Genomic DNA, 26,601 nt, shown 5'->3' with positions numbered 1-26,601 from the left:
AGGGGTGGTCCTTGCTTTCGCCAGGAGGACAGCGGCGGGTGAGGCGCCTTTGCCCGCTTAGCCGCGTCCCTTTCCCCTTCTGCTGCACTGCAAAAGCCCGCCCATCGGGCTGATTGATTTGTCTCAGCCGAATTCGCTAGCCTGAAACAAGGGCCGCGTCATATCCGTATGACAGGCACAGGCGTATCGTATCGCCTCATGCTGGCGAGAGGATCGGATCGTGGCCGAGGACAACAAGACGCACGAAGCTCCCAAACGCCTGCCCCTGGCGGAAGAGGGGGTCATGGAAACCCTGCTGCTTCCGTTCTCGCCGCGCTTTATCGTGCTGACGATCTGCGCGGTTGTCACTGCGCTGCTGATCGCCATCGGTATCGTCGACCGCAAGATCTTCGACATCCTGCTGGTCCCGATCCTGATCTTCGGCGCGCTGACGCTGCTCGGCGTCCGCGATCTCCTGCAGAAGAGTCACGCGGTGCTGCGCAACTATCCGATCTCCGCGCACATCCGCTTCCTCCTGGAAGAAATCCGCCCCGAGATGCGGCAATATTTCTTCGAGAGCGAGAAGGACGGTATGCCGTTCTCGCGCGATACCCGCGCGGTGGTCTATCAGCGCGCCAAGATGGAGCTCGACAAGCGTCCGTTCGGCACCCAGGAGGACGTCTATCGCGAGGGTTACGAGTGGATGCATCACTCGGTCTCGCCGAAGGCGCATGCCGAGGAAAAATTCCGCGTCGTCATCGGCGGGCCGGATTGCGCAAAACCCTATTCGGCCTCTGTGTTCAATATCTCGGCGATGAGCTTCGGCGCGCTCAGCCCCAACGCGGTGCGTGCGCTGAATGCCGGCGCGAAGAAGGGCGGTTTCGCGCATGACACCGGCGAGGGCGGCGTCAGCCCCTATCACCGGGAGATGGGCGGCGACATCATCTGGGAGATCGGCTCCGGCTATTTCGGCTGCCGTCATCTCGACGGCAGCTTCGATTCCGAGGCGTTCGCGCGCGTCGCCGGCGAGGACCAGATCAAGATGGTTGAGCTCAAGATCAGCCAGGGCGCCAAGCCCGGCCATGGTGGCGTGCTGCCGGCCGCAAAGGTCTCGGAAGAGATTTCCAAGATCCGCGGTGTCGCGATGGGCGAGGATTGCATTTCGCCGGCCTCGCACCGCGCCTTCTCCACGCCGGTTGGCATGATGCAGTTCATCGCCGAGATGCGCCGCCTGTCCGGCGGCAAACCGGCCGGCTTCAAGCTGTGCATCGGCCATCCCTGGGAGTTCCTGGCGATCTGCAAGGCGATGATAGAGACCGGCATCTATCCTGATTTTATCGTCGTCGACGGCAATGAGGGCGGCACCGGCGCGGCGCCTCTGGAATTCATGGATCATTTGGGCATGCCGATGCGCGAGGGCGTCAATTTCGTCCACAACGCGCTGGTCGGCATCAATGCGCGCGACCGTATCAAGATCGGGGCGTCCGGCAAGATCGCCACCGCCTTCGACATGGCGCGCGCCATGGCGATTGGCGCCGACTGGTGCAATTCGGCGCGCGGCTTCATGTTCTCGCTGGGCTGCATCCAGTCGCTGAGCTGCCACACCGACCGCTGCCCCACGGGCGTCGCGACGCAGGACCCGACGCGGGCGCGCGCGCTCTACGTGCCGCTCAAGATCGACCGCGTGCACAATTACCACCATGCGACGCTGCACTCGCTGACCGAGCTGATCGCCGCTGCCGGCCTCGAACATCCGCAGCAGCTGCGTCCGATCCACTTCAGCCAGCGGACGTCGACCACCCAGGTGCAATCCTTCGCACAGCTCTATCCGGCGCTGCGCCCGGGCGAGCTGCTCGAAGGCACGGAAGATCCGCGGTTTCGCGACGCCTGGCGGATGGCACGCTCCGAGACGTTCCAGCCCGCGCAGTGAGTGTCGCGCCGCCCCGCAAGGACGCCGGTCCCGGCGCGTAAAAACATCGCGAGCTCGGCTGCGGTTAACTCTTGGTTCAACTTTGGGTGTAAATTGTGCCCATGGACGAACGGCGCGACAAGGCGAGACATCGCGTGCTGAAGGCCGGGACGATCGAGTTCGGCGGCGGCGCGATCGACTGCACCATCCGCAATCTGTCCGACACCGGCGCAGCCCTCGACGTCACCAGCCCAGTCGGCATCCCCGAACATTTCACCCTGTTCGTCCAGGCCGACGGGACGCATCGATCGTGCACCGTGGTCTGGCGCAAGGAAAAGCGGATCGGGGTGAGGTTCGGGTGAAGGTTTTGCGTTTGGCCTGCGCCGGGACGAGTGGGTGCGGCGTCCCGCGCTCGGTGCATACAATTGCGCGCCCTCACGCCGCCGCCTCTTCGCCCCGCCGGCTCGCCAAAATCTTGTCGATCCGTCGTCCGTCGAGATCGACCACCTCCATGTGCCAGCCGGCGAAATCGAAGGCGTCGCCGACGTTGGGCAGCATGCTGAACTGTTGCAGCACGAGGCCTGCCACCGTGTTGTAGCGATGTGGCGGCAGCTCGATGCCGAGCAGTTCGCCGAACTCGTCAACCGGCATCCAGCCGGAGATCAGGAGCGAGTCGTCGTCGCGCCTGATAAAGGCCGGCTCGGGCGGTCCTTCCTCGGAATGGAAGGCGCCGACGATCGACTCGAGGATATCGGCGGCCGTCACCATGCCTTCGAAGGCGCCGTATTCGTCGTAGACGAAACCGACGTGAACCGGCGCAGCTTTCAGGATGGCCAGCACGTCGCGGGCATCGGCCGAGGCCGGAATGCCCGGCGCCTCGCGCACCAGCGCGCGCAGATCCGGCGTGCGCTCGTTCATATAAGCGATCAGCAGGTCCTTGGCCTGGAGCACGCCGATCGGCTTGTCGCGATCGCCGTCCGAAACGGGGAAACGCGAATGCGGGCTCTTCGCGATGATCTCGTGAATGGTCTTCACATCGTCGTTCAGGTCGATCTCGTCCACCTCGGTGCGCGGCGTCATGACCGCGCCGACTGGCCGATCGCCGAGCCGCATCACGCCCGCGATCATCTCCTTCTCGCCGGGCTCGAGCACGCCGGCGCTTTCGGCCTCGCTGACGAGGTGATGGATTTCGTCCTCCGAGACCTTTTCCTCGGCTCTGCCGCCGCGACCGAGCAGCGCGAGGATCACCTTGCCCGAGACATCGAGCAGGACGACGAGCGGCAGCGAGATCCGCGCCAGCAGGTGCATCGCGGGCGCGACCCTGACGGCGATGCTCTCGGGGTCGCGCAGTGCCACCTGCTTCGGCACCAGTTCGCCGACGATCAGGGTGGCGTAGGTGATGAGCGTGACGACCATGCCGACGCCGACGATGTCGGCAATGCCTGGGGACATACCGAGCTCGAGCAGCCATTGCGTCAGCCGCTGCCCGAGCGTCGCGCCGGAGAATGCGCCGGAAAGCACGCCGACCAGCGTGATGCCGATCTGCACCGTCGAGAGGAATTTGCCTGGATCGGCCGCCAGCGTCAGCGCCCGCTCGGCGCCGCGCACGCCCTTGGCGGCGAGCAGCGACAGCCGCGCCGGGCGGGACGACACGACGGCGAGTTCGGACATGGACAGCAGGCCGTTGATGACGATCAGGACGACGACGATGACGAGTTCGATCGAGAGCATTGATGTTCCGCGGTAAGCGACTGTGGCTGGGCGCCCAGGCCTTGATATAGGTATTCAGCGAGACACAATCCCGCCGCATCTGGCGCCTCGGGAACCGCATGATCGATGGTTCCTGCGCGCCGGCGAGGCCGGCCGCGGCTTCGCCGTCGCCTCCGAACAACTCTTCCCGCTCGGAAATCGTATTTGAAAAGCGAATCCCTGCGCGTCTCGAAGGACTACGCGCGCATTCATCCCGCCCGAGCTGCGTTCAGAACTCGCCGTGCAGCCGTCCCGAAAACACCGACACCGGTCCGCGGTCGGCGTTGTAGGCGGGATTGACGATGAGCTGGTAGTCGGCTGTGAGGGTGAGGTTTTTGTTCAGCGCGTAGGCGTAATACGTCTCGAGGATGCGCTCTTTGCGATAGTTCAGCGCCCCGTCGCCGATCAGCACGCCGAGGCCGCCGGCGGCCAGGAAGTCACGATAATCCTGCGAGATCGCGTTGAGCGCGCCGCCGATGCCGATCACGTCGTCAGGCCGGCCCCATTTCGTGCCCTTGATCGACAGTCCGGCGGACAGGCTGCGATGAATGTCGGTGAAGGCCAGCGTTTCGAAACGGCCGTCGTTCCAGCTCCAGCGGCCGAACAGCCCGACATCGTCCGTGATCGCCTGCTCGAGATTGAGCACATAGCCGTACTTTAAACGGCCGCGCCGGGTCTGCGTGATATCGAGATTGAGCGCGGCATTGTCCAGCGTCTCGCGGAAGCTGCCCATGTTCGCGCTGTCGAGCCAGCCCATGGTCCTGAGCTTGCCGGGCTGGCCGAACAGCGAGAAGCGCGTCTCGAGCTCGAGCACGTACTGGCCGCGCTCCCCGACCCTGGTGTCGAAATGATTCGAATTGGACTCGGAGACCATCAGGAAATAGCCGCCACGCAGGGCCCAGTGCTTCTGGTTGAGCTCGGCGGTGACGCCGTAGGTGAGGCCGACCTTGTCGGCGGAATAGTCGAAGGCGCCCGGCGCCCATAGCGACCAGTTCATGAAGTCCTTGCGGGTGTCCTTGGCGTAGGCATTGCCGTCGAACACGTCGATCACCGCGAACTTGCCGGCCTGCAAGGTGAGGCGGGACACGTCGACCTTCTGCCCGAGCTGCAACTGGCCGCTCGCGAGCTCCTCTTGCTCGCCACCGAAGCCGAAGGTCTGGCGCACGAATAGGCGCGAAGTGTTGTAATGCGGATAGGGGAAGTTCGACTTCTGCGCTTCGCCGTTGGGGAAGCCGGCGGCGCCAACGGTGTCGTTCAGTCCAAACCCCTGGAGCAGCTCGGGATTGTAATAGACCTCGCCACCGTCCCAGAGCCGTGCGTTCAGGAACAGGCTGTTGCTCCAGGTCGCCTTGGCCTGCGCCGACGGTGAGAGCGAATTCGGCCCTGTGTAGAGGGCGGGGAACAACGGATAGCCTTGCGGCAGATAGGTGCTCTGGCCGTGAATCTCCCAGCGGTCCGAGTCCGTGTCGGTCAGGGAGCTCTTCGGGACGTAGCTTGGCAGGCCCTCCCAATCGACCTTGCGGTTGAGGCCGAGCCTGATCTGCTGGAAGTCGAGCGACGAGGAGCTGTATTGGGCCCCCGTCGAGAAGGCGACGTTGGCGCCGTCGAAGCGGCTGTAGAGATATTCGAGCCGCGCACTCCAATGGGGCGCAAAGCCGTATTCGATGCCGGCGCCTGCGACCCAGCCGGGCCGCGTGTTCAGGATTTTTGGGATTTCGGCACCGGAAGCCGGCGCGTCGAAATAGCGCTCGCCCATCCAGGCAAAGCCGCCGGTGACGTAGAGCAGCCACGGACCGCTGGTGTAGCCGACGCGGCCGCGCAGGCTCGCAGTGTAGTCCCATTGCTGCGTGACGGTGTTGGCGGTCGTCGCCAGGAAGGAGACGATCGAGTTCGAGGTGATGTAGTTGGGAAACGAGAAATCGCCTTCGACGCCCACCAGCCAGCCGGAATTCAGCCGGTAATTGTAGCCGGCCTGGACGCCGCCGATCATGCCGCTGAAGACGCCGCTGTCGTTGAGTGCAGCGCCGTCGTTCAGCGCAAAGTGCGACGAGCCGCGGCCATAGCCGGCATGCGCGCCGATATAGAGCCCCGTCCAGTCATAGACCGCTCTCAGCGCCGAGGCCTTCAGCGGCAGATCGGCCGCGGTGCCAGTGGCGGGAAAAGCCAGCACGCCCGTCGCAATCGCCGCGGCCGTCCGCAAGTACCTGTAACGGTGACCTCTCAACGTCAAAACGCACGCCCCCAAAGGCCAATGTATTCCATTCGCCGCAGCCGACATCCCTGCCGATTCGCAGCGGCCCTGTCATCAGTTCTAATACCCGCGCAATCGCCCGGGATGATCTCGGCTCGACGCCGATTCTTCCCAGGTTTCGCGACCTTCTTTGAACGCTATTGCGATTAATTCGCAATAGCAACTGGTGCGGATTGCCGCAGGTGATGGTTCGCACCTCTGTGTGACGGGGCTGCAACGATTCCAGCGGGCCCAAAAACCAATGACCCTCCTGGCGGGACAGCCCGGCGCGAGGCGCGAGACGGGATGAGGCGCCGCAGCTAACCAAGCGGCCCCTTGGCGAGCCTGTTCACGTCGAAATCATCGACCTCGCCCAGCAATTCGCAAAAGGCGCGGGCGCCCTGGTCAAGGAGCTGTTCGCCTTTGGCCGGATCAGCCAGCGTCGCGTTGCCGACGGCGCCGCTGGGATTGAGATCCTGCGCCTGCCAGGCGAACGGCGCGGGCCGCTGCGTCGACAGAAAGCGATATTGCCGCTCCATTGCGATGCTGCTCGCGGGAAAATCCGCGATCGCATCCGTGCGCACCTGGTGAGGATAGCGCGCCAGCATGATCGAGGTCTCGATCGCGCCGCCGTGGATGCCGTGGCGCACTTCGTCGGCCGGGAACAGTCTGTCGGCGCCCGACAGCCGCGACCACGACGTCGTCACCACGAACATCTTTTGATGCGCGCGAAGATCCTGTGCGACCAGCATCATCGCCGCGCTGTTGCCGCCATGGCTGGTGATGATGACAAGCTTCGTCACGCCGCGCCGCGCGACGTCTTCGCCGATAGCTGTCCATCGCTTCAGCGCAACGTCGGTCGGCAGCGTCTGCGTGCCTGGATAGTCGATATGCTCGGTGGAAATGCCGACCGGTTCAACGGGCAGGAAACTGGCCGGAACGGTTTCGGGCAGCAGCTTGCGCACGCGCGCGAGATAGGCATCCGCAATCAGCACGTCGGTTTCGAGCGGCAGATGCGGGCCGTGCTGCTCGGTCGCCGCCAGCGGCAGCACGGCGATCCAACCCGAGGCCTCGGCCGGGGCAACATCGGCCCAGAGGATCTCGGTCCAGTCGCGGGACGGCATCATTGAGCTTTCCTTGGAGGTTTCTTTGCCCGCATTTGTCACGTAATTTGGGGTATGAGGGGACGCGGGCCCGAACGGCTCGCGTCCCCGAACTTCATGCAGTTTTATCGCGTTGCGTTCACATGAGCCAGACGCGATTGGGCCAGCAACGATCGACGGAGTCCCTTCATGAGCCCCTCTCATCTGCGGCGAGCGTTAACGGCGGGCCTGATGGCCGCTTTGATCGGAAGCGTCCCGGTGGAGGCCGAAACGCTCGACAAGGTCACCTTCGGCACCAATTGGGTCGCCGAGGCCGAGCATGGCGGCTTCTTCCAGGCGGTCGCCGACGGCACCTACAAGCGTTACGGGCTCGACGTCACCATCGTCCCGGGCGGGCCCAACGAGAACAACCGGATGCTGCTGATCGCCGGCAAGATCGATTTCTTCATGGCCGCGAACACGCTGATGTCGTTCGATGCGGTGGCCAACAACGTCCCCGTCGTGACCATCGCCGCGGTCTTCCAGAAGGACCCGCAAGTGATGCTGACGCAGCCCGATGCCAAGATCAGCAAGATCGAGGACCTCAAGCCCCTGACGCTGTTCGTCTCCAAGGAGGGCATGACCAGCTACTTCCAGTGGCTGAAGTCCGAATATGGATTCAGCGAGAAAAATGTCCGCCCCTATAATTTCAATCCTCAGCCCTTCATCGCCAACCCCAAGAGCGCCATGCAGGGCTACGTGACATCCGAGCCCTTCGCGGTCGAGAAGGCGGCCGGCTTCAAGCCCAACGTACTGCTGCTCGCCGATTACGGCTTCAATACCTATTCGACCCTGATCGAAACCCGCCGCGACGTGGTCGAGAAGAAGCCCGATCTGGTGCAGCGCTTCGTCGATGCCTCCATCATCGGCTGGTACAATTACATCTACCGCGACAATTCCGCTGGCAATGCCATGATCAAGAAGCTCAACCCCGAGATGACCGATGATCTGCTCGCCTACTCCGTCGCCAAGATGAAAGAGCACGGCATCGTCGATTCCGGCGACAGCCTGAAGAACGGCATCGGCGCCATGAGCGACGAGCGCTACGCTTCCTTCTTCAACAAGATGGTGAAGGCGGGCGTGGTGAAGCCCGATCTCGACTTCCGCAAGTCCTATACGCTGCGCTTCGTCAACAAGGGCGTCGGCGTCGAGCTGCGCCCGAGCAAGCCGTAACGCATGTTGAGATCTGGCGCAGGCGGCTCGGTGTCCCACACCTCTCCCCGATGGGGAGAGGTGAAAGACGCGGCCCGACCGCGTCTCACAACAGCCTGCGACCAATGCTAGAGAGCTCAACCTCGCCCGCCGTCGAGGCCAGCCTGACGGCGCTCGCCATCAGCCTGCGCGGCGTGACGAAAGCGTATGACAACGGCGTCATGGCGCTCGGCCCGCTCGACCTCGCCGTGCGCAAGGGCGAGTTCATCTCGCTGCTGGGTCCGTCCGGTTGCGGCAAATCGACGGCGCTGCGGCTGATCGCGGGGCTCAGCACGCCCTCTTCTGGAATCGTGCGGGTGGCGCGCCGCGAGGGCGCGCCGCAGCCGGGCCGCGGCATCGGCTTCGTGTTCCAGGAGCCGACCCTGATGCCCTGGACCAGCGTGCGCGAGAACGTGCGGCTACCGCTGAGGCTTGGTCGCGTTCCGAAGGCCGAGGCGTGCGCGCGTGCCGAGGCGGCGCTCGCCAGCGTCGGGCTTGCCGATTTTGCCGATGCCTTTCCGCGCGAGCTCTCCGGCGGCATGAAGATGCGGGTGTCGCTGGCGCGCGCGCTCGTCACCGATCCCGATATCCTGCTAATGGACGAGCCGTTCGCGGCGCTCGACGAGATCACGCGCTTCCGCCTCAACAATGATTTGCTCGCGCTGTGGCGCAGCCTCGGCAAGACCGTCATCTTCGTCACCCATTCGGTGTTCGAATCAGTTTACCTGTCGCAGCGCGTGGTGGTGATGACGGCGCGGCCCGGCCGCATCCAGGCCGACCTCCGCATCGAGACGGTCGAGCCGCGGGGCGAGGAGTTTCGTACTTCAGTCGCCTATTCCGATTATTGCCGCAGGGTGTCGGCGACGCTGGCGCCGTCCTATGCGGGGCAATCGACGCTATGAACGTGCAAGCTGCCGTCACCGCAAAGCCGTCCGGCGCGCAACGTGCAATGCGCCTCGTGCCGCCCGTCCTCGTGTTCGCGGCCGGCCTTCTCGCCTGGGAACTGGTGGTCCGTATCAAGGAGATTCCGCCCTACGTGCTGCCGGCGCCCTCCGTCATCTTTCTGACGCTGATCAAGGACTGGGCGGTGCTGTCGCAGTCGCTCGCCACCACGCTTCTGACCACGCTCGAAGGTTTTGTGGCGGCGAGCATCGGCGGCATCGGGCTGGCGCTCTTGTTCAACCAGTCGAAATGGGTGGAATATTCGCTGTTCCCCTATGCCATCGTGCTCCAGGTGACGCCGGTCATCGCGATTGCACCGCTCTTGCTGATCTATCTGGAGCAGCAGACCGCGGTGGTGGTCTGCGCCTTCATCGTCGCCTTTTTCCCGGTGCTGTCCAACACCACGCTCGGGCTCAATTCGGTCGACCGCAATCTCGCCGGCCTGTTCCAGCTCTATGGCGCATCAAAGCCGCAGGCGCTGCGCTTTCTCAAGCTGCCCGCGGCGCTGCCCTACATCCTCGGCGGCTTGCGCATCGCCGGCGGCCTGTCGCTGATCGGCGCGGTCGTGGCCGAGATTGCAGCGGGAACGGCCGGTGCTGGCTCCGGGCTCGCCTACAGGATCGCCGAGTCAGGCTATCGATTGAACATACCCCGCATGTTCGCTGCGCTGCTTTTGTTGTCGCTCGCCGGGATTGTCATCTATGGGGTGCTGGCGCTAGTTTCGCACCTCGTTTTACGCCGCTGGCATGAGAGCGCGCTTGGAAAGGAAAACTGATGACCGCCGGTTCAATTTCGTCCGAAAAGATCGATCTTTTGATTTATGGACCAGTGCGGCCGATCCTCGAGAACGGGTTTTCCGACCATTTCGTCGTGCACAAGGCCGAGACGCGCGGTGACCTCGAGCGGCTGACGCCGGCGGTCCGCGACAGGATCCGCGGCGTCGCCGTGACTTATCACACCGTGCGCGCCGACAAGGATTCACTGTCGCAGCTGCCGAAGCTGGAAATGGTGGCGAGCTTCGGCGTCGGCTACGATCACATCGACGCCAAATACGCGGCCGAGCACAATATCATCGTCACCAACACGCCCGATGTCCTCACCGAGGAGGTCGCCGACGTTGCGATGGGCCTTCTCATCTCCACACTGCGCGAGTTCATCAAGGCCGATCGCTACGTCCGCTCCGGACTGTGGCAGACGCAGAACTATCCGCTCAGCGTCGGCTCGCTGCGTGACCGCAAGGTCGGCATCGTCGGCATGGGCCGGATCGGCCAGGCCATCGCGCGCCGGCTCGATGCTTCGCTGGTGCCTGTGGTTTACCATTCCCGCAACCCATCCAAGAATGTCTCCTACAAGCACTATCCTGATTTGATCGAGATGGCGAAGGCGGTGGACACGCTGATGGTGATCGTGCCCGGCGGCGCCAGCACCGACAAGATGATCAACGCCGAGGTGCTCAAGGCGCTCGGCCCGCGCGGCGTGCTCATCAACGTCGCGCGCGGCTCGGTGGTCGACGAGCCGGCGCTGGTTCAGGCGCTGAAATCAGGCAGCATCCTCGCCGCCGGCCTCGACGTGTTCGCGGCGGAGCCGAACGTGCCGGACGAGCTCAAGACCATGCAAAACGTGGTGCTGCTGCCGCATATCGGCTCGGCCTCGGTGGTGACGCGCAACGCGATGGATCAGCTCGTGGTCGACAATCTCAAGGCCTGGTTCGCCGGCAAGGCGCCGCTGACGCCGGTTGCGGAAACGCCGTTTAGGGGGCGCTGATGAGAGCTCTTCGAGGCGTTGCATTGATGATCGCGGCATGTGCTGCCGCGATCGATCCTGCGCACGCGCAGGATGCGGCGACCCTGAAGAAGCAGATGCCCGGGCAGTGGGAGCTCTCGACCACCGAGCGCAACAAGACCTGCGTCATCACCCTCAAGGGCGACGCCAAGGGCCAGGGTTTTAAGCTGGAGCTGGAGCCGGCCTGCAAGACCGCGCTGCCCTTCACCAAGGACATCGTTGCCTGGAACGTCCGGGGTCTCGACATCGTCCGCTTGCAGGACGCCACCGGTGAAGCCGTGATCGACTTTACCGAGGTCGAGGCCGGCATCTTCGAGGGCCTGCGCCAGGGCGAGGGTGTCTACATCCTGCAGGATCTCGCCGCGGCGCGATCGATGGCCAAATCGATGGACCAGATGATTGGTGACTGGTCGATGGTGCGCGGCAACGGCCAGCCGGTGTGTGGGCTGACGCTGACCAACACCGAGGCGGGCGCGGACAATTTCCAGGTCTTCCTCAAGCCGAAATGCGACGCGGCGATCGCGCAATTCAACCCGACGCAATGGCGGCTCGAGCGCGGTCAGATCCTCCTCATGTCGAAATCAGGCGAGGCCTGGCAGTTCGAGGCCGACGACAACGCGCAGTGGCGGCGCGTCCCCGATACCGCCGATCCCTTGCTCATGCTGCGTCAATAGGCAAGCCTTCAGCGCTGCCGAACAACGGGCGTGAACGCGGAACCGGCCGCCAGGGCAGCCGTTGACGAAAGAGCGATTTCGTTGGGAGATCCGCATGGCCAAGCGCATCCTCGCGATCGGCATTGAGCCCGGCAATGCGGATTATAGCGCATTCCCGCAGCTCACGCCCGAACATGTCCGCAGCTACATCGAGGCCCAGCTCCTGCGGCTGCGCGGTCTCGGCTTCGAGGTCACGAGCTGTCTGATCGATCTCGATGCGACTGCGGAGGCTGCCGTAACGGCGGCGCTGCGCGACGAGCGCTTCGACTGCATCGTGATCGGCGCCGGCCTGCGCGAGCCGAAGGAACGGCTGCTGCTGTTCGAGAAGGTGCTCAACCTCGTCCACCGCCTGGCGCCGGAAGCCGCGATCTGCTTCAACACGACGCCGGCCGACACAGTCGAAGCGGTGCAGCGCTGGGTCGAGCCATGAATTGACGTCCCGGCCTGCTAGATCAACCGCATCCCGCGCAGGCTGGCATGCCCGTTCCTGCCGACGATGATGTGGTCGTGCACGGAAATCCCGAGCGGCTTTGCGATATCGATGATCGCTTTCGTCATCTGGATGTCGGCTTGCGAGGGCGAGGGATCGCCTGAGGGATGGTTGTGCATGACCGTGCTGGTTCAAGTATGTATATGGATACGCTAGCTTTTTATGCGTGTCATCAGTGGCAGGGGACGCAGACTGGGGACGGTACGTCGTGAGCCGGCGTGATGATCACGGTTGCATATGCTCGAGAATGTAACGCAGATTTGGAGCTATAGCGATCATGATCCGAATCATAGTCGGTGCCTTCCTGGTCTTCGTACTTGCTCGCGGACACGCTCGATGATCTTGGTGCATGACAAGCGAAAAGTGCCACTTGACACGAAAATCAGCTTGTTTTCAGGGGTTTTGCGAGGGGCGTGAGGCGCTTGTTGTACGTACTGTTGCCAGTTCGCCGGGTGCTACTCGGCAGGGTTTTTAGGCCGGAACGATCACGGAAGATCACGCGATGAACATTAGCAAAAATGGGCGTGACAGGGAAGGCGGCGACATACTCCCGCTACCGCCTACACGCGGCACAAGCGCGCTACACGCCTATACGCGTGCGTCCATGTCTGACCTCAGATTTTTTAGCTTCATCTGCGATACAGTAGTCTCAAGTGACTATGTGGCACACATCGCAAAGCAAGCGCTCGACGGGGTTAAATCAAAGGCGAAACAGCCTACCGAGCTGGCTCAGTCAGCGCCTGGCAATCGTACGATCTTTCTAAGGAAGAACAGTCAAGCTCTGCTTGAAATGTTCATCGCTAGGCAAGTCGACAACTTTCAAAAGTATCTCGTTGATCTGATCCGCCAGGTATTACGCTCCAAGCCAGCCATGCTCAGCACTAAGCAGCAATCAATTTCGCTAGAGGATGTTTTGAAGCACGGCAGCATCGAAAGTCTAGTGCATGACGTTATCGAGCGCCGGGTAAACACGCTATCTTACGACGGCTTCGCCGACCTCCAAAAATGGAGCGAAGAACGTGGCATTCAGATCAAGGTTGCTGCGTCGAGGCGTGATGCCGTCGTTGAGCTAATCTCTACCAGAAACGTCATTGCTCATAACCGTGGCTTTGTGGATGAGCGCTACCTTCGAGCGGTTAAGAATGCCAAATTCAAAGTTGGGGAATGTCGAAAGATAGAGGTTGAAGAACTCTTCAATGCACTGAAGCTGCTGAATGGAGTTGTCTTCGCAACAGATAGCGCCGCTAGAATAAAATTCAAATTGGCTACTGTCGAAATAAGACCGCGCAAGAAGCCTGGCCGAAAAAAGAAAAAGGAAGCCGAGGATTCGCAGCAACAGCTTCCTCTTGGGTGATGCAGGTTGATTTATGCGGCTTTCTCGGCCGCGTTGTATGAGGCCGTCAGCAAGTATGACCATTGCGTACCAATGAGGCTGCGTGGGCTGCGCCATTCGTATCTGTATCGACTTCCGCTCACAACCCACATCCCGTTATGAGTCTCTACAACGCGAATTTGCAGACCGTGCTTTTTGGTTGTTCGTCGGTCTCCTATTTTTGGCTTGCGCCTCTGCGGGCCTAGAATGGTTAGTCTCATGACGCACCGCCTTTCGCCTTGGCGATGGCTGCGGCGGCAATCTCTCGCCACGCCACAAAATCAGCATCGAATTCATTTGCTCGATAGCGCTAGAGAAGAACTGCCCGATTCTGAAAAGCTCCTTCAGGACCGCCAGCAACTCAGGTGCAGCGGCGATCAAGTGGGCGTCGGCCTCTAGGTAGCCATCCAAGCACAGAATCAATTCGCCGCGCTTAACGCCAATGAGGCCGGTATGCGGGACTTCCACCACCTCCCACGGCCCCGGCGTGTGCTTTGCGTCCATACATTCCTTTCGTTTGTGAGTTGACGATTGGAATTGTAGTCGCAAGCGCAGAATATTAAGCACTCGCACGTAATTGAATTTCGCTATCGCCGCGAACGCACCGATAGATTTCGGATTTCCGTGTTACCAGTTAGGCCGCCACGTCACCCCAGCGACGCTACACTTCTGTTGCCAGTTCGTGTTTTGCTACTCGCCTATACTTCCCGCGATTACCTGGCTTTGATCTGTCAAGCAGTATTCAGGGCAATGCGAAGACTTGCGGTGATCTTGCGTGACTTTTCGGGTGATTGTGGCAAACAAGCAGCCCTCAAAGGCGCATGTGCGTCGTCAGCTCAAACTCCGCGTCGAGTTGATCCCGAAACCGCTCGCGAAACTGAATCTACGATCGAGTGAAGGCATCGGAAAGGCGCGATGGGATAAACTCCGCCGCAGGCTCGTAAAGCTACGGGGCGCCTGCTGCGAAATTTGCGGGTCGACAGGGCCGCGACTTCAAGCTCACGAAGTCTGGGACTATCGAGAAAATGAAAGCGCCGGGACCGCAACGCTGCTGCGTATCGAGATCGTTTGCGTCGATTGCCACGACATCCATCATTGGGTGCGGACGATATTGCTGGAGGAAAGAAAGATCACAGCCGAACGATACAAGTATCTCAGGAGGCATTTCCGAGTGATCAATGATTGTCGTCACAAGGTATTGGACGATCACCTTCTGAAAAGCGCGCGAATATGGAAGCGTCGATCTAAGAAGGAATGGAGGATTGATTGGGGAGAGTTTGAGCCTCTCGTCGAGAAAGCTAAAGAGGCGCGGGATCTGTGGGCCGAGCGCAATCCCGATAACGGCGAATACTTCAATGTCCGTCCCGGACGTCACATGCCGAGCCGATGTCCCGAGTGCGGCGCTATCGGGAAGCTGACGCCTATCGTGGTCGACCAAGACGAAATGAGCGAAGGCGAAGAAGTAGAATACGAAGCCGGGATGTGGGGCTACGCCTTCTGCGGGGCATGCCAATCAAACGTCTTTTGGCAGGTCTAGCGGCCAACGAGAATTGGCGGACATTCGCACAAGGGAGGTCTTCCTCCTTGTGGTTGGCGAGGATGCCTGCCGCGTTAAGCTCCTACGCTAGGTCCTTTCGAAGCACTACAAATCACAAGGTTTTTCCGATCCCATGCGTCAAGCTCGTCCAGCGGGTATAGGACGGCTTTGCCGATCTTAACGTATGCAGGCCCAAGTCGCATCGCGCGCCAGTTCCGCAGCGTGCCTACTGTCACCTCGCCACGGTATCGTGTAGACACTTCCTCGGGCGTGAGGAATTTGGCGTCTGACATTCGTATTCTCCATCACTCTGCCGCACGACGCAGCACGGTCGAATGGCCGAGATGTTGACACCCGGAGTGACGGAAGAAAACGGTATTCTCGATAAGCTAGCGTAGCTCGCATCAAACTCGGACGACTTGGCGCGCCGGCCGTCGTTGAACATCGCAGGATGGAGTGACGGAGCGTAGTAAAAATACTTGCGCCTCGCGGTCCCAAGTTCACGAAGTCGAGGATGCTGAAGGTCGTCCGATGACGCGCTGGCCAGGACTGACGGCGGTAGCTGAAGTATTCGTTACTGGGTGACGTTGTGGCGGTCAATCTTAACGGGATGCGTGACGGTGTTGGCCAATCCCGCAGCGATGTTCGCAACCGACACCGGGCGATCGCGACAACCTGGTCGACTGGTCGACTAGCGCTTGGAGCAGATACCGCCCGCCTTGGCCTTTTGCCGTGCGCCACCGCAGTCAGCCTAAGAAAATGGAGACGTTCTTCCGGGACTTGGAGCGCCTTGCGTACTCCATGTTGATCCGTAAGAGCAGTATCAATGACCGCATAGAGAAATTCTCACGGCTCACCAAGGAAGTCGAGAGCGGTGATGATTTGGCAAGCGAGAAATCCGCGCTACAGCTTTCGCAGGCCGAACCGGCAGCGACGTTCAAGGTTTTGAGCGGACCTCTATACGATACACTAGCCGCTCGCGCCCGGTCCGCTGTGTTGCTTCGTCTGGACGCATTGATGTCCGGCGGCGGCGCAAGTTACGACTACGATACAATCACCGTTGAGCACGTGATGCCGCAGAATCCGAAGGCAGACAGCAAGTGGATCGAGTGGTTTCCCGACGCGCAGAAGCGCCTCGACATCGTTCACTCGCTCGGAAATTTGGCCCTTCTGACGGGGAAGAAAAATGCCTCGGCCAGCAATTGGGAGTTCGATCGCAAGAAAAAGGCGTACTTCGCAAAAGACGGCGTGTCGCCGTTCGTGTTGACGACGCAAGTTTTGGAGCACAACGATTGGACTCCTTCCATCGTGCCGCTCGCCAAAAGCAGCTTTGCGATAAGCTCGAGACGCATTGGCGTCTGCAAAACCGTAAAGCGACTTGATCCACTAGAGCTCAACCGGCGTCGCGTAGACGTCGATCCGACTTCCTTAACTCCGAAATTATCCCGTGAGGGGAAAGCCTTCCCCTGCGGCCGAGCCTGTAGTCTCGGCCGACCCCTTCTGCGGGGGAGGATCCCGCAACGCCCCATTAGAGTGAGAGGACGGACGGGCTTCGCCGTGACGGGTTGAAGAACGGAGGAGAGGCCTCCGGCGCCCGTCATGGAGATGACCCATGACCGAAGTCGAAGTTCTGAGCACTGGCCGCGACCACGTCGGCGGCTACAAGGTGGATGTGACCCGCGGCGAGCGGGTCGGCCGCGTATCGTCGGAATGGTTCTCGAGGCCAGCGGACGAGCGCTATGTGTCCCTGTCGAATCTCTATGCCGCCGTGCGTGGACGCACCGAGCGCAGCCGGACCCGAACGGTCGAGAGCGCTACTATCCGGGTTGAGGCCAGGCGCGAGGATGCCGAGCGCCTAGCCCTGGTGCTGCCCGGCTCCGAAGCGCCGATCGCACCGACCCACTGGAGCTTCGGCCAACTCGCCGGTTTGGTCGGAGCGCCGGCGGCTTACCTCCGTCAGCTTCCAGCGCCGCTGGCCGGCATCAATCTGCAATACGGCTTGACCTCGCATTCCGCTGAGCAGGTGAAGACGCTCGAGATCGAAGACGGTCGCGTTGAGCTTCGCGCCGTTACGGGTCCCGAATACGGGCGTATATTCGACCACGAACTCGTGGCGGCCGTTCAGCGCATTGCCGGCAATGGCACGGGCGACACGCGCTGGAAGGTGCCGGGCGTGCTCGACTGGTCGACCGGCGTCTATAATCCGCATGTCGACATCAGCCAGGATACGACGACACTCTACGCATCCGACCGCGACGTCTTCCTGTTCCTGGTTGACGATCTTAACCCGATCGAGGCGGGCCGGCTGCGTGATGGCTCGCCGGACCTCTACTTCCGCGGCTTCTACTGCTGGAATTCCGAGGTGGGCGCCAAGACACTCGGCATGGCGAGCTTCTATCTCCGCGCCGTCTGCCAGAACCGCAATCTCTGGGGTGTCGAGGACTTCGAGGAGATCACCATTCGTCACTCCAAATACGCCGCCTCACGCTTCGCGCACGAGGCCGTGCCGGCGCTGACCAACTTTGCCAATTCCTCGGCGATGCCCTTTGTCAACGGCATCAAGGCCGCGCGAGAAAAGATCGTCGCCCGCACCGACGACGATCGCAACGAGTTCCTGCGCAAGCGTGGCTTCTCGAAGACAGAGACAGCGAGGATCATCGAGACGGTGTTGGCCGAGGAAGGACGCAAGCCCGAAAGCGTGTTCGATTTCGTGCAAGGAATCACAGCGGTTGCGCGGGGCAAGACCCATCAGGACGCGCGGCTCGATCTGGAGGCGCGCGCGAAGAAGCTGCTCGACCGAGCAGCCTGATACCCGGAAAGCCGGGGATGCGGAGCGGCGTATCTGCGGAACGGCGTATCTCCCGCTTCGTGCGTATCCCGTTTCTTCCGATCGTGGTTTGCAGCGCGGCCCTCAGAGGAAGAGGGCGGCGCTGCGCTTCGCGACGGGTTGGAGGCTCAGAGAGAGTCTTTGGGCCGCCCGTCGCGGAGTATCACTCATGGCGACTTCCGTTCAGAAGATAACCCTCTCGTCTTCGCGCGACATCCCCTTCAACAAGCTGGTGCTCAGCCAGTCGAATGTCCGGCGCGTGAAGGCGGGCGTCTCGATCGAGGAGCTGGCCGAGGATATCGCTCGGCGCACCCTGCTTCAGAGCCTCAACGTCCGGCCGGTGCTCGACGCCAAGGGCGATGAGACGGGCATGTTCGAGATCCCGGCCGGCGGTCGCCGCTACCGGGCACTGGAGCTACTGGTGAAGCATAAGCGCTTGGCCAAGTCCGCGCCGGTTCCTTGCGTCGTGCGCGATCCGGCGACCGACATTTTGGCCGAGGACGACTCGCTTGCCGAGAACATCCAGCGCGCGCCGTTGCACCCCCTTGATCAGTTCCGCGCCTTTCAGGCTATGCGCGAGAAGGGCAGGACTGAGGAAGATATCGCCGCTGCCTTCTTCACGTCGGTCAATGTGGTGAAGCAGCGCCTGCGTCTCGCCTCGGTTTCACCCGCGCTGCTCGACGTCTACGCCGACGACGGCATGTCGCTCGAGCAGTTGATGGCTTTCACCGTCACCGCCGATCACTCGCGTCAGGAGCAGGTCTGGCAGGCGATCTCCGGGTCGTGGTCGAAGGAGCCGTATCAGATCCGCCGCATGCTGACGGAGAAGACGGTGCGCGTCTCAGATCGGCGAGCCGTGTTTGTCGGCCTCAACGCTTACGAGGCGGCCGGCGGTGTGGTGCTGCGCGACCTGTTCCAGTCCGACGACGGCGGCTGGCTGGAGGACGTCGCGCTGCTCGACAGCCTGGTCGCTGAGAAGCTGAAGGCAGAGGCGGAAACGATCGCTGCCGAAGGCTGGAAGTGGATCGAGGTCGCCGCGACCGATTTCCCCTACGGCCACACCCGGGGCTTGCGCGAACTGGACGGCGTGTCCGCTGATCTCACGGCCGAAGAGCAGACAACCATCGAGGCGCTCAACGCCGAATATGCCAGGCTGGAAGCCGAGTATGACAGTGTGGACGAACTGCCCGACGAGGTTGACCAGCGACTTGGCGGGATCGAGACGGCTCTCGCCGCCTTCGACGATCGAGCCGTCACCTATCAGCCGGCCGATGTTGCGCGCGCTGGCGTGTTCGTCGGCATCGACGCCGAAGGCAGGCTGTCGGTGGATCGCGGCTACGTGCGGCCCGAGGACGAGGGGCCTGTGGTCGAGCCGGGGCAGGGCAGCGATGGTGAACCCGCCGGCTCGGTTGATCCAGACGGCGAGGGGCCCTCGGCGCCGGTCATCCAGCGCGCCGTCATCAGTATCGGCGGGCAGGTTGCAGAGCCCGACGACGGGCATGAAGATGCGGTGAAGCTGCTGCCGGACCGTCTATTGACCGAGCTCACGGCGGAGCGGACGCTGGCGCTGCGCGACAAACTGGCGGCCACGCCTTCGGTGGCCTTCCAGGCGGTGCTCCACAAGTTCTGCCTCGACGTCTTCTCCCGCTATTTCTCCCATGGGGCGGCGATGGAGGTTTCCGTGCGCACGGCCGGCTTCCCGATGCAGGCGCAGGGGCTGAGGGACACGCCGGCGGCCAAGGCGATCGACGGCGCGCCACAAGACCTGGGAGGAGCGGATACCGAAGGACGAGGCGAGCCTCTGGGATTGGCTCACCAGTCTGACGGGCGACGAGCAGGCGGCGCTTTTTTGCGCACTGCGCCTCGTTCGGCGTGAACGCGCTGTACGAGAAGGGCGACCGCTACGGCGGCGGGGTTACGCCGCATACCGTCGAGCAGCGCATCACTGACGCCGATCGCATAGCCCGGGCTATCGATCTCGATATGGTGGAAACCGGCTGGCGTCCGACCGTCGAGAACTATCTCGGCCGGGTGCCGAAGCGCCGCATTCTGGAGGCGGTGCGGGAAGGCGCCGGCGAGCGGGCCGCCCAGCTCATCGATCATCTGAAGAAGGGCGACATGGCCAAGGAGGCCGAACGCCTCCTGGCGGAGACCGGCTGGCTGCCCGAGCCCCTGAGAATGGCCGACGCCGACCACGCGGCGACCGTCCACACCACGGAGCCCGAGCGCGATGACGCGGCGCTGCCAGAATTCCTCGCGGGCGATGACGAGGAAGCTCCGACCGACGAACCTGACGAGCCGCACATGATTGCTGCCGAGTAGAAAGACTGGCTGGGGCGACGAATGTCGCCCCAGCCTATTCTTATGCGCTGCGAGCAACCCGCGGCTGCACCCGCAGGCCGTCGATCCAGATCGCAATCTTGCCGGCGGCAACAAGGCCGGAGGTTTCCGCCACGAACCGCCGTACCGCCCGCGTGTTGCTGACTTCGAAGCGATGTCGATAGCCGTGAGCTACAGCGCCATCGGTAAAGCCCTTCAAAGCGGCAAACCCTGCCGATTCCTGGATCTCGAACTGAACCCTCCACCGCGTGCGTCGTGGCCGAACAGCATCGATGACCTCGACGCCGATGCGGTGCTTACCCCCGCTGCGAACGGTTACGGGTTCGATCTTCTTGCTGGGAAACTTTAGAATCTGAGCCATCAAATCCTGCTTCATTGTGCGAAGCGGTTCGATGGATGCCGGGGGGCTCGTGAACCGCATGCCGAGACCCGACCCGCGCAAAAGCACGGATACAGGTCAGCGGCGGCCTGTTGACGAGGCCATTCAGCTCTTGTGGCTCGCGCCACAAGCGGTTCTTGCCGCGCAGTGCGCAGCGACCCTGACACGGCAAAAGTAATGTCCCATCCGCAGCGTTTCAAGGTCATCGGGCAGAGAGCGAGAGGCGGACGGGAACGAGTTTGAGCCGATGCGGTCGAGAGAGAGCGCCGGCCGGCTCGCCCATTCCGCTCTCCTTAAGGCTTCCCTCATGAACGACGTCTCCCCGATCTCGGCCGACCGAGCCGCGCCGATTTCACCTGTTCGCACTCCCGACGACGCCCGCGTCATCATCGCTGCGGCGGGGCAGGTCCTCCCACATATCGAGCGTGGCCATCGCATCGACGCCGCAATTTTGCGTGCCGCTATGGAAGCGGCCTTCGGCGCATCCGATGCGACGGGCGCCTGGAATTGGAAGACGGCCTATGACGCTTGCGAAGTCGCCACCGTCCTGTTCCTGCGCAAATACGGAAAGGCGCTGTTCCGTAAAGCCGACTCTCCGGCTTCACGGCTTTCCGCGTTGAAGAAAGTCGCCGGACTTCTCCCAACCCACACGCGCCGCTCGGCCGAGAGCGAGACCTTTCAGCAATTCTCGACGCCGATCCCGCTGGGCCTTGCTGCGCTCACCGCGGCCGCGATCACGCCGTTGGATCGCGTGCTGGAGCCGTCCGCGGGTACTGGGCTGCTCGCTATCCTGGCCGAGATCGCCGGCGGCGCGCTCGTGCTGAACGAGCTGGCCGAGACCCGCGCCGGACTCCTGTCTTCCCTCTTTCCGGCCGTCACTGTCACGCGCTTCGATGCGGCCCAAATCGACGATCACCTCGATCCCGCTGTCGTGCCGAGTGTCGTGTTGATGAATTCGCCGTTCTCGGCGATGGCGAACGTTTCGGGCCGCATGGCCGACGCAGCGTACCGTCACATCGCCTCCGCCCTGGCGCGTCTCGCCGATGGTGGGCGGCTGGTGGCGATCACCGGCGCAAACTTCTCACCCGAAGCCTCGGCCTGGCGTGAGGCGTTCGCCCGCTTGCAGGAGCGCGGCCGCGTGGTGTTCACCGCTGCGATCGACGGCGCGGTCTATGCCAAGCACGGCACCACGATCGAGACACGCCTGACCATCATCGACAAGGCGCCGGTCGGCGACCGCCACACATTCCCGGACTCGCCGGGGATCGCGCCCGACATTGCGACGCTTCTCCACTGGATCGGCGAGCGCGTGCCGGCGCGCCTGACCGTCGGATCGAACCGCGCACTTCCCGCGTCGGTCTCGCCGACACCTCGCACCGTGCGCGGCTATCTCGCACGGTCTGCTGCACGTTCGGCTGAGGCATCGGTCGCTGATCCCAAAGCCGTCGACCTCGTCTATGAGACGATCGACTGGACGCCGCCCGAGAGCGCGCGTCTCAGCGACGCCATCTACGAGGAATACCGGCTTCAATCGATCCGGATCCCCAGCGCGCAGGCGCACCCAACCAAGCTGGTGCAGTCGGCCGCGATGGCGTCGGTGGCACCCCCGAAGCCGAGCTATCGGCCGCGCCTGCCGGCGAATCTCGTCAGCGACGGCATCCTGTCCGACGCCCAGCTCGAGACGCTGATCTATGCCGGCGAGGCGCACGGCAACTATCTCGCTGGCGCCTGGACTGTTGACGGGACCTTCGACCTCGTCACGGCCGCCCGCGACGACTCACCGAACGCCGTTCGTTTTCGTCGCGGCTTCATGCTCGGCGATGGGACGGGCGCCGGCAAGGGACGCCAATCGGCCGGCATCATCCTCGACAACTGGCTGCAGGGCCGGCGCAAGGCGGTCTGGATCTCCAAGTCCGACAAGCTGCTCGAGGATGCCCAGCGCGACTGGTCGGCGCTGGGCATGGAACGTCTGCTCGTCACACCGCTCTCGCGCTTTCCTCAAGGACGTCCGATCGTTCTCTCCGAAGGTATCCTATTTTTAACCTACGCTACGCTGCGGTCCGACGACCGCGGCGAGAAGCTTTCCCGCGTCCGGCAAATTGTTGAATGGTTGGGCTCCGACTTCGACGGCGTCATCATTTTCGACGAGAGCCATGCCATGCAGAATGCCGGGGGCGGCAAGGGCGAGCGGGGCGATGTTGCGCCCTCGCAGCAGGGCCGTGCGGGCTTGCGCCTGCAGCACGCGCTGCCCAATGCCCGCGTCGTCTATGTTTCGGCGACCGGCGCCACCACGGTCCACAATCTCGCCTATGCTCAGCGCCTCGGGCTCTGGGGCGGCGAGGATTTTCCGTTTGCCACCCGGGCCGAGTTCGTCGAGGCGATCGAGGATGGCGGTGTCGCGGCGATGGAAGTCCTGGCCCGGGACCTGCGCGCGCTCGGCCTCTACACTGCCCGCTCGCTGTCCTATGACGGTGTCGAATATGAACTGGTCGAACACCAGCTCACCGACGAGCAGCGGCGGATCTATGACGCCTACGCCGGCGCATTCAGCGTCATCCACAATCACCTCGAGGCGGCGATGCAGGCCGCCAACATCACCGGCGAGACCGGCACGCTGAACCGCCAGGCCAAGTCGGCCGCCCGCTCGGCCTTCGAGAGCGCAAAACAGCGCTTCTTCGGCCATCTGCTCACCAGCATGAAGACGCCGACCCTGGTCCGCTGCATCGAGCGGGACCTGGCCGACGGTCATGCCGCAGTCATTCAGATCGTCTCGACCGGCGAGGCGCTGATGGAGCGCCGGCTCGCCGAGATTCCGACCAAAGAATGGAATGACATCCGCGTCGACATCACGCCGCGCGAATACGTGCTTGATTACCTCGCCCATTCCTTCCCGGTGCAGCTTTACGAGCCCTTCACCGATAGCGACGGCAATCTCTCGTCCCGACCCGTCTTCCGGGATGGCCAGCCGGTCGAGAGCCGCGAGGCCGTCGCCCGCCGCAATGAGCTGATCGAGCGGCTCGCGTCGCTTCCGCCCGTTCCCGGTGCGCTCGACCAGATCGTGCAGCGTTTCGGCACGGACCTCGTGGCGGAAGTCACGGGGCGTTCGCGGCGCGTGGTCCGCAGGGGTGACCGCCTTGCCGTCGAGAACCGGGCCGCCTCCGCCAATCTCGCAGAGACCGCCGCCTTCATGGATGACGCAAAGCGCGTGCTGGTCTTCTCGGACGCCGGCGGCACCGGGCGGAGTTATCACGCCGAGCTGTCGGCGCGGAATCGCCGACTTCGCGTCCACTATCTGCTCGAACCCGGCTGGAAGGCCGATGCCGCGATCCAGGGGCTCGGGCGGACAAACCGCACGAACCAGGCGCAGCCGCCGCTCTTCCGGCCGATCGCCACCGACGTGAAAGCAGAGAAGCGCTTCCTTTCGACGATCGCCCGCCGCCTCGACACGCTCGGCGCCATCACGCGCGGCCAGCGTCAGACCGGCGGCCAAGGCCTGTTCCGGCCCGAGGACAATCTTGAGAGCCACTACGCCCGAGATGCGCTGCGCCAGCTTTATCTGCTGCTTGTGCGCGGCAAGGTCGAAGGCTGCTCGCTCCAAATGTTCGAGGACGCCACCGGCCTCAAGCTGACGGACGAGAGCGGCATCAAGGACGAATTGCCGCCGATCACGACGTTCCTCAATCGCTTGCTCGCGCTCACCATCGACCTGCAAGGTGTGTTGTTCACGGCCTTCGAGCAGTTGCTGAACGCCAAGGTCGATGGCGCGATCGCCAGCGGGGTCTATGATGTCGGACTCGAAACGCTCCAGGCCGAGAGGTTCCTCGTCACCGACCGGCGCACGATCTACACGCATCCCGCCACCGGCGCGGAGACGCGTCTCCTCACCATCACCGAGCGCCGGCGCAATCGCCCGTTAACGCTGGATCAAGTGCTCGACTATCTGGCCGATGCTCGGGCCCTGCTACTCGTCAACGAGCGCTCGGGCCGCGCCGCGGTGCAGATCCCCGCACCGAGCTTCATGCTCGATGACGGCGAGATCGAACGCCGCGTATGCCTGATCCGGCCGATGGAGCACCATCATGCTTCCGTGAAGATGATGGACGAGAGCCACTGGCACGTGGCCGCGCGCGAGGCGTTCGCCGCCGCCTGGACCGGCGAGGTCGCCGAGGTGCCGGAGTTCGCCGAGAGCACGCTCCACATCGTCGCCGGCCTATTGCTGCCGATCTGGAAACGACTGCCGAACGATTCGACGCGGGTTTATCGGCTTCAGACCGACGATGGCGAGCGCATCATCGGTCGCAGGGTTTCGCCAGCCTGGGCGGCGAACGCCTCGATGACCGGGATTTCCGCCCTTGCACCGGAGGCGGCGTTCGCGGCGCTGATGGAGGGGAGGACGGTCCTCGACCTCGCCGAAGGGCTGCAACTCCGCCGCGTCCGTGTCATAGGCACCCACCGCATCGAGTTGTCGGGCTTCACCGACACGATGCGCGATCGGCTGCGCGCCTACGGCCTCTTCAGCGAGATCATCTCGTGGAAGCTGCGCATGTTCGTTCCCATAGATGCGACCGGTACAGTCGTGTTGGCGAAGGTGCTCGACCATTATCCGATCGAGCGCATCGGCGAGCGGGAGGCTGCCTGATGGTCGGGCAGGACGCTTCCGAACTGGCCCGCCGTCTCGCGCGTGACGCCGAGGCCGTGTGCCGACATTATCTCTCCGCAGGACGGCGACAAGGTAGCTACTGGCTTGTCGGCGATGTACGCAACACCCCCGGCCGCTCGATGTTCGTGCGGCTCAAAGAGTCTGCGAAGGGACCTGCCGGCAAATTTACTGACGCCGCGACCGGCGAACATGGTGATTTGCTCGATGTGATCCGGGAAAGCTGTGGCCTGGTCGACTTCAAGGACGTCGCCAACGAAGCCCGCTCCTTCCTCAGCATGCCACGTCCCGAACCGGACCCCAAGGTGAAGCACGCCCGCTCATCGAGATCGAGCGTACCTGCGGGTTCGCCCGAGGCGGCGAGACGACTCTTCGCCATGTCGCAACCCATCGAGGGTACGCTCGTAGAAGCGTATCTCCGTAGCCGCGGCATTACGGCTTTGCACGGAACCGGAAGCCTCCGCTTCCATCACCGCTGTTATTATCGGCCGGACGAGCACTCTCCGACCGAGACCTGGCCGGCGATGATCGCTGCCGTCACAGATCTCTCGGGCCACCTGACCGGCGCGCATCGCACCTGGCTTGATCCGGGCGGCTTCAACGAAGCCAATCTCGGCAAGGCGCCGGTCGACACGCCGCGACGGGCCATGGGCGACCTGCTCGGACATGCGGTTCGCTTCGGTGTGGCGGGCGAGGTCATGGCGGCCGGTGAAGGCATCGAAACGATGTTGTCGCTTCGGTGCGTTCTGCCCAGCATGCCAATGGCGGCGGCGCTCTCGGCAGCGCATCTCTCTTCCATCCTGTTCCCGGACACGCTTCGCCGGCTCTACATCGCCCGCGACGATGATCCCGCGGGCGACGGCGCGATGGCCACGTTGATCGACCGGGCGCAGGCGGCCGGGATCGAGGCGATCGTGATCTCGCCACGGCTTGGCGACTTCAACGAGGATCTCCACCTTCTCGGGATCGACGCGCTTCGCGCCACGAGCCGGGTGCAGATCGCGGCGCAGGACGTCGCCCGCTTCATGGAGCTGGCGCCATAGCCGGAACGGGGAGGGGCGGCGCGGCCGCTTCATTATCCCCAGGCGGGCGGTCCTGCTTCCCTCGGCGCCGGAGAGGACCGCTCCCACGGCCTTCTTAAGAGGGCGATCGGGCGGCAAGCGGCCCGGACCGGCAACCTCGGGAGCCGACTATTTTCCGTCGGCGGCAGAGCCGCCTTTACATCGCGAGGCAAAATAGTCGGCCCCTTCGGTCCTCCGCTCCGCTTCGGCCCTTCGCTGTGCTGCGGGTGCAAGTCCGTTCCGCTCGCCGCTTTCGTCGCCATGAAGGCCGCGATGGGCGCGGTCGATCCGACGAAGGAAA

At 63.1% G+C, this 26,601-nt stretch carries 20 protein-coding genes and 2 pseudogenes; 15 read left to right on the top strand and 7 right to left on the bottom strand.

Features of this window, described 5'->3' with window-relative positions:
- The first annotated feature begins 220 nt into the window (after nt 1-220).
- Both IVA98_RS25185 and IVA98_RS25180 read left to right on the top strand, forming a co-directional pair.
- Nucleotides 221-1,909, top strand: a complete 1,689-nt coding sequence (locus tag IVA98_RS25185; protein WP_524536412.1) for an FMN-binding glutamate synthase family protein — start codon at nt 221-223, stop codon at nt 1,907-1,909.
- A 101-nt stretch (nt 1,910-2,010) separates the two neighbouring features.
- On the top strand, nt 2,011-2,250 hold the full coding sequence (locus IVA98_RS25180; protein ID WP_247302871.1) for a PilZ domain-containing protein: 240 nt from the start codon (nt 2,011-2,013) through the stop codon (nt 2,248-2,250).
- Nucleotides 2,251-2,323: 73 nt separating this feature from the next.
- Here the strand turns inward: IVA98_RS25180 and IVA98_RS25175 are convergent, their stop codons facing one another.
- The 3 genes from IVA98_RS25175 to IVA98_RS25165 form a co-directional block, all read right to left on the bottom strand.
- A complete protein-coding gene (locus tag IVA98_RS25175) occupies nt 2,324-3,619 on the bottom strand; it encodes a hemolysin family protein (protein ID WP_247355724.1) in 1,296 nt (431 codons plus the stop codon).
- A gap of 247 nt (nt 3,620-3,866) precedes the next feature.
- A complete protein-coding gene (locus tag IVA98_RS25170; protein ID WP_247302668.1) occupies nt 3,867-5,837 on the bottom strand; it encodes a carbohydrate porin in 1,971 nt (656 codons plus the stop codon).
- A gap of 350 nt (nt 5,838-6,187) precedes the next feature.
- Nucleotides 6,188-6,994, bottom strand: a complete 807-nt coding sequence (locus IVA98_RS25165) for a creatininase family protein (protein WP_247302670.1) — start codon at nt 6,992-6,994, stop codon at nt 6,188-6,190.
- 165 nt (nt 6,995-7,159) lie between these two features.
- Between IVA98_RS25165 and IVA98_RS25160 the strand changes: the two genes are divergently transcribed.
- The 6 genes from IVA98_RS25160 (at nt 7,160) to IVA98_RS25135 (ending at nt 12,067) form a co-directional block, all read left to right on the top strand.
- On the top strand, nt 7,160-8,182 hold the full coding sequence (locus tag IVA98_RS25160; protein ID WP_247302672.1) for an ABC transporter substrate-binding protein: 1,023 nt from the start codon (nt 7,160-7,162) through the stop codon (nt 8,180-8,182).
- Between the two features lie 104 nt (nt 8,183-8,286).
- Entirely contained in the window at nt 8,287-9,102 is an 816-nt protein-coding gene (locus IVA98_RS25155) for an ABC transporter ATP-binding protein (RefSeq protein ID WP_247302674.1), read from the top strand.
- Nucleotides 9,099-9,917 (top strand): ABC transporter permease, encoded by an 819-nt coding sequence (locus IVA98_RS25150; RefSeq protein WP_247302676.1) that lies wholly within the window; start codon nt 9,099-9,101, stop codon nt 9,915-9,917. Before IVA98_RS25155 ends, IVA98_RS25150 begins: the two co-directional genes overlap by 4 nt.
- Nucleotides 9,917-10,906, top strand: a complete 990-nt coding sequence (locus tag IVA98_RS25145) for a 2-hydroxyacid dehydrogenase (RefSeq protein ID WP_247302678.1) — start codon at nt 9,917-9,919, stop codon at nt 10,904-10,906. The genes IVA98_RS25150 and IVA98_RS25145 overlap by 1 nt, the downstream gene beginning before the upstream one ends.
- Complete coding sequence (locus IVA98_RS25140; protein ID WP_247302680.1) at nt 10,906-11,598, top strand: AprI/Inh family metalloprotease inhibitor; 693 nt, start codon at nt 10,906-10,908, stop codon at nt 11,596-11,598. The genes IVA98_RS25145 and IVA98_RS25140 overlap by 1 nt, the downstream gene beginning before the upstream one ends.
- A 94-nt stretch (nt 11,599-11,692) precedes the next feature.
- Nucleotides 11,693-12,067 (top strand): hypothetical protein, encoded by a 375-nt coding sequence (locus IVA98_RS25135; protein ID WP_247276373.1) that lies wholly within the window; start codon nt 11,693-11,695, stop codon nt 12,065-12,067.
- A gap of 17 nt (nt 12,068-12,084) precedes the next feature.
- Here the strand turns inward: IVA98_RS25135 and IVA98_RS25130 are convergent.
- Nucleotides 12,085-12,249, bottom strand: a pseudogene (locus IVA98_RS25130) (JAB domain-containing protein); the annotation flags it as partial.
- 380 nt (nt 12,250-12,629) lie between these two features.
- Here IVA98_RS25130 and IVA98_RS25125 point away from each other — a divergent pair.
- Nucleotides 12,630-13,481 (top strand): hypothetical protein, encoded by an 852-nt coding sequence (locus tag IVA98_RS25125; protein ID WP_247355723.1) that lies wholly within the window; start codon nt 12,630-12,632, stop codon nt 13,479-13,481.
- A gap of 135 nt (nt 13,482-13,616) precedes the next feature.
- Here IVA98_RS25125 and IVA98_RS37730 read toward each other — a convergent pair whose 3' ends face one another.
- Entirely contained in the window at nt 13,617-14,003 is a 387-nt protein-coding gene (locus tag IVA98_RS37730) for an XkdD/Y8K6 family phage-associated protein (protein ID WP_524536411.1), read from the bottom strand.
- Nucleotides 14,004-14,274: 271 nt separating this feature from the next.
- Here IVA98_RS37730 and IVA98_RS25120 point away from each other — a divergent pair, with 271 nt between their 5' ends.
- Nucleotides 14,275-15,036: a hypothetical protein gene (locus IVA98_RS25120; RefSeq protein WP_247355722.1), complete on the top strand. Its 762-nt coding sequence runs from the start codon at nt 14,275-14,277 to the stop codon at nt 15,034-15,036.
- 74 nt (nt 15,037-15,110) lie between these two features.
- Here IVA98_RS25120 and IVA98_RS25115 read toward each other — a convergent pair whose 3' ends face one another.
- A complete protein-coding gene (locus tag IVA98_RS25115; protein ID WP_161532547.1) occupies nt 15,111-15,329 on the bottom strand; it encodes a helix-turn-helix domain-containing protein in 219 nt (72 codons plus the stop codon).
- A gap of 508 nt (nt 15,330-15,837) precedes the next feature.
- On the opposite strand from IVA98_RS25115, the gene IVA98_RS25110 reads away from it, so the two are divergent.
- From IVA98_RS25110 to IVA98_RS25100, 3 genes and pseudogenes are all read left to right on the top strand, one after another.
- A complete protein-coding gene (locus tag IVA98_RS25110) occupies nt 15,838-16,605 on the top strand; it encodes an HNH endonuclease family protein (protein ID WP_247355721.1) in 768 nt (255 codons plus the stop codon).
- A 43-nt stretch (nt 16,606-16,648) separates the two neighbouring features.
- Nucleotides 16,649-17,845 carry a DUF932 domain-containing protein gene (locus IVA98_RS25105; RefSeq protein WP_247355720.1) on the top strand — a complete coding sequence of 399 codons (1,197 nt, stop codon included), beginning with the start codon at nt 16,649-16,651 and terminating at the stop codon, nt 17,843-17,845.
- Nucleotides 17,846-18,032: 187 nt separating this feature from the next.
- Nucleotides 18,033-20,185 (top strand): annotated as a pseudogene (locus IVA98_RS25100) (ParB/Srx family N-terminal domain-containing protein).
- Nucleotides 20,186-20,225: 40 nt separating this feature from the next.
- Here IVA98_RS25100 and IVA98_RS25095 read toward each other — a convergent pair.
- Nucleotides 20,226-20,579, bottom strand: a complete 354-nt coding sequence (locus tag IVA98_RS25095; RefSeq protein WP_247355719.1) for a hypothetical protein — start codon at nt 20,577-20,579, stop codon at nt 20,226-20,228.
- 310 nt (nt 20,580-20,889) lie between these two features.
- Between IVA98_RS25095 and IVA98_RS25090 the strand changes: the two genes are divergently transcribed.
- Complete coding sequence (locus IVA98_RS25090) at nt 20,890-25,221, top strand: strawberry notch family protein (RefSeq protein WP_247355718.1); 4,332 nt, start codon at nt 20,890-20,892, stop codon at nt 25,219-25,221.
- The gene (locus IVA98_RS25085) at nt 25,221-26,282 is read left to right on the top strand and encodes a DUF7146 domain-containing protein (protein WP_247355717.1); all 1,062 of its coding nucleotides are present in this window, start codon (nt 25,221-25,223) and stop codon (nt 26,280-26,282) included. Before IVA98_RS25090 ends, IVA98_RS25085 begins: the two co-directional genes overlap by 1 nt.
- Nucleotides 26,283-26,601: the final 319 nt, after the last annotated feature.

The sequence above is a fragment of the Bradyrhizobium sp. 160 genome, assembly GCF_023073735.1.
Classification (GTDB): domain Bacteria; phylum Pseudomonadota; class Alphaproteobacteria; order Rhizobiales; family Xanthobacteraceae; genus Bradyrhizobium.
This window is presented reverse-complemented; position numbering and strand designations above follow the sequence as displayed.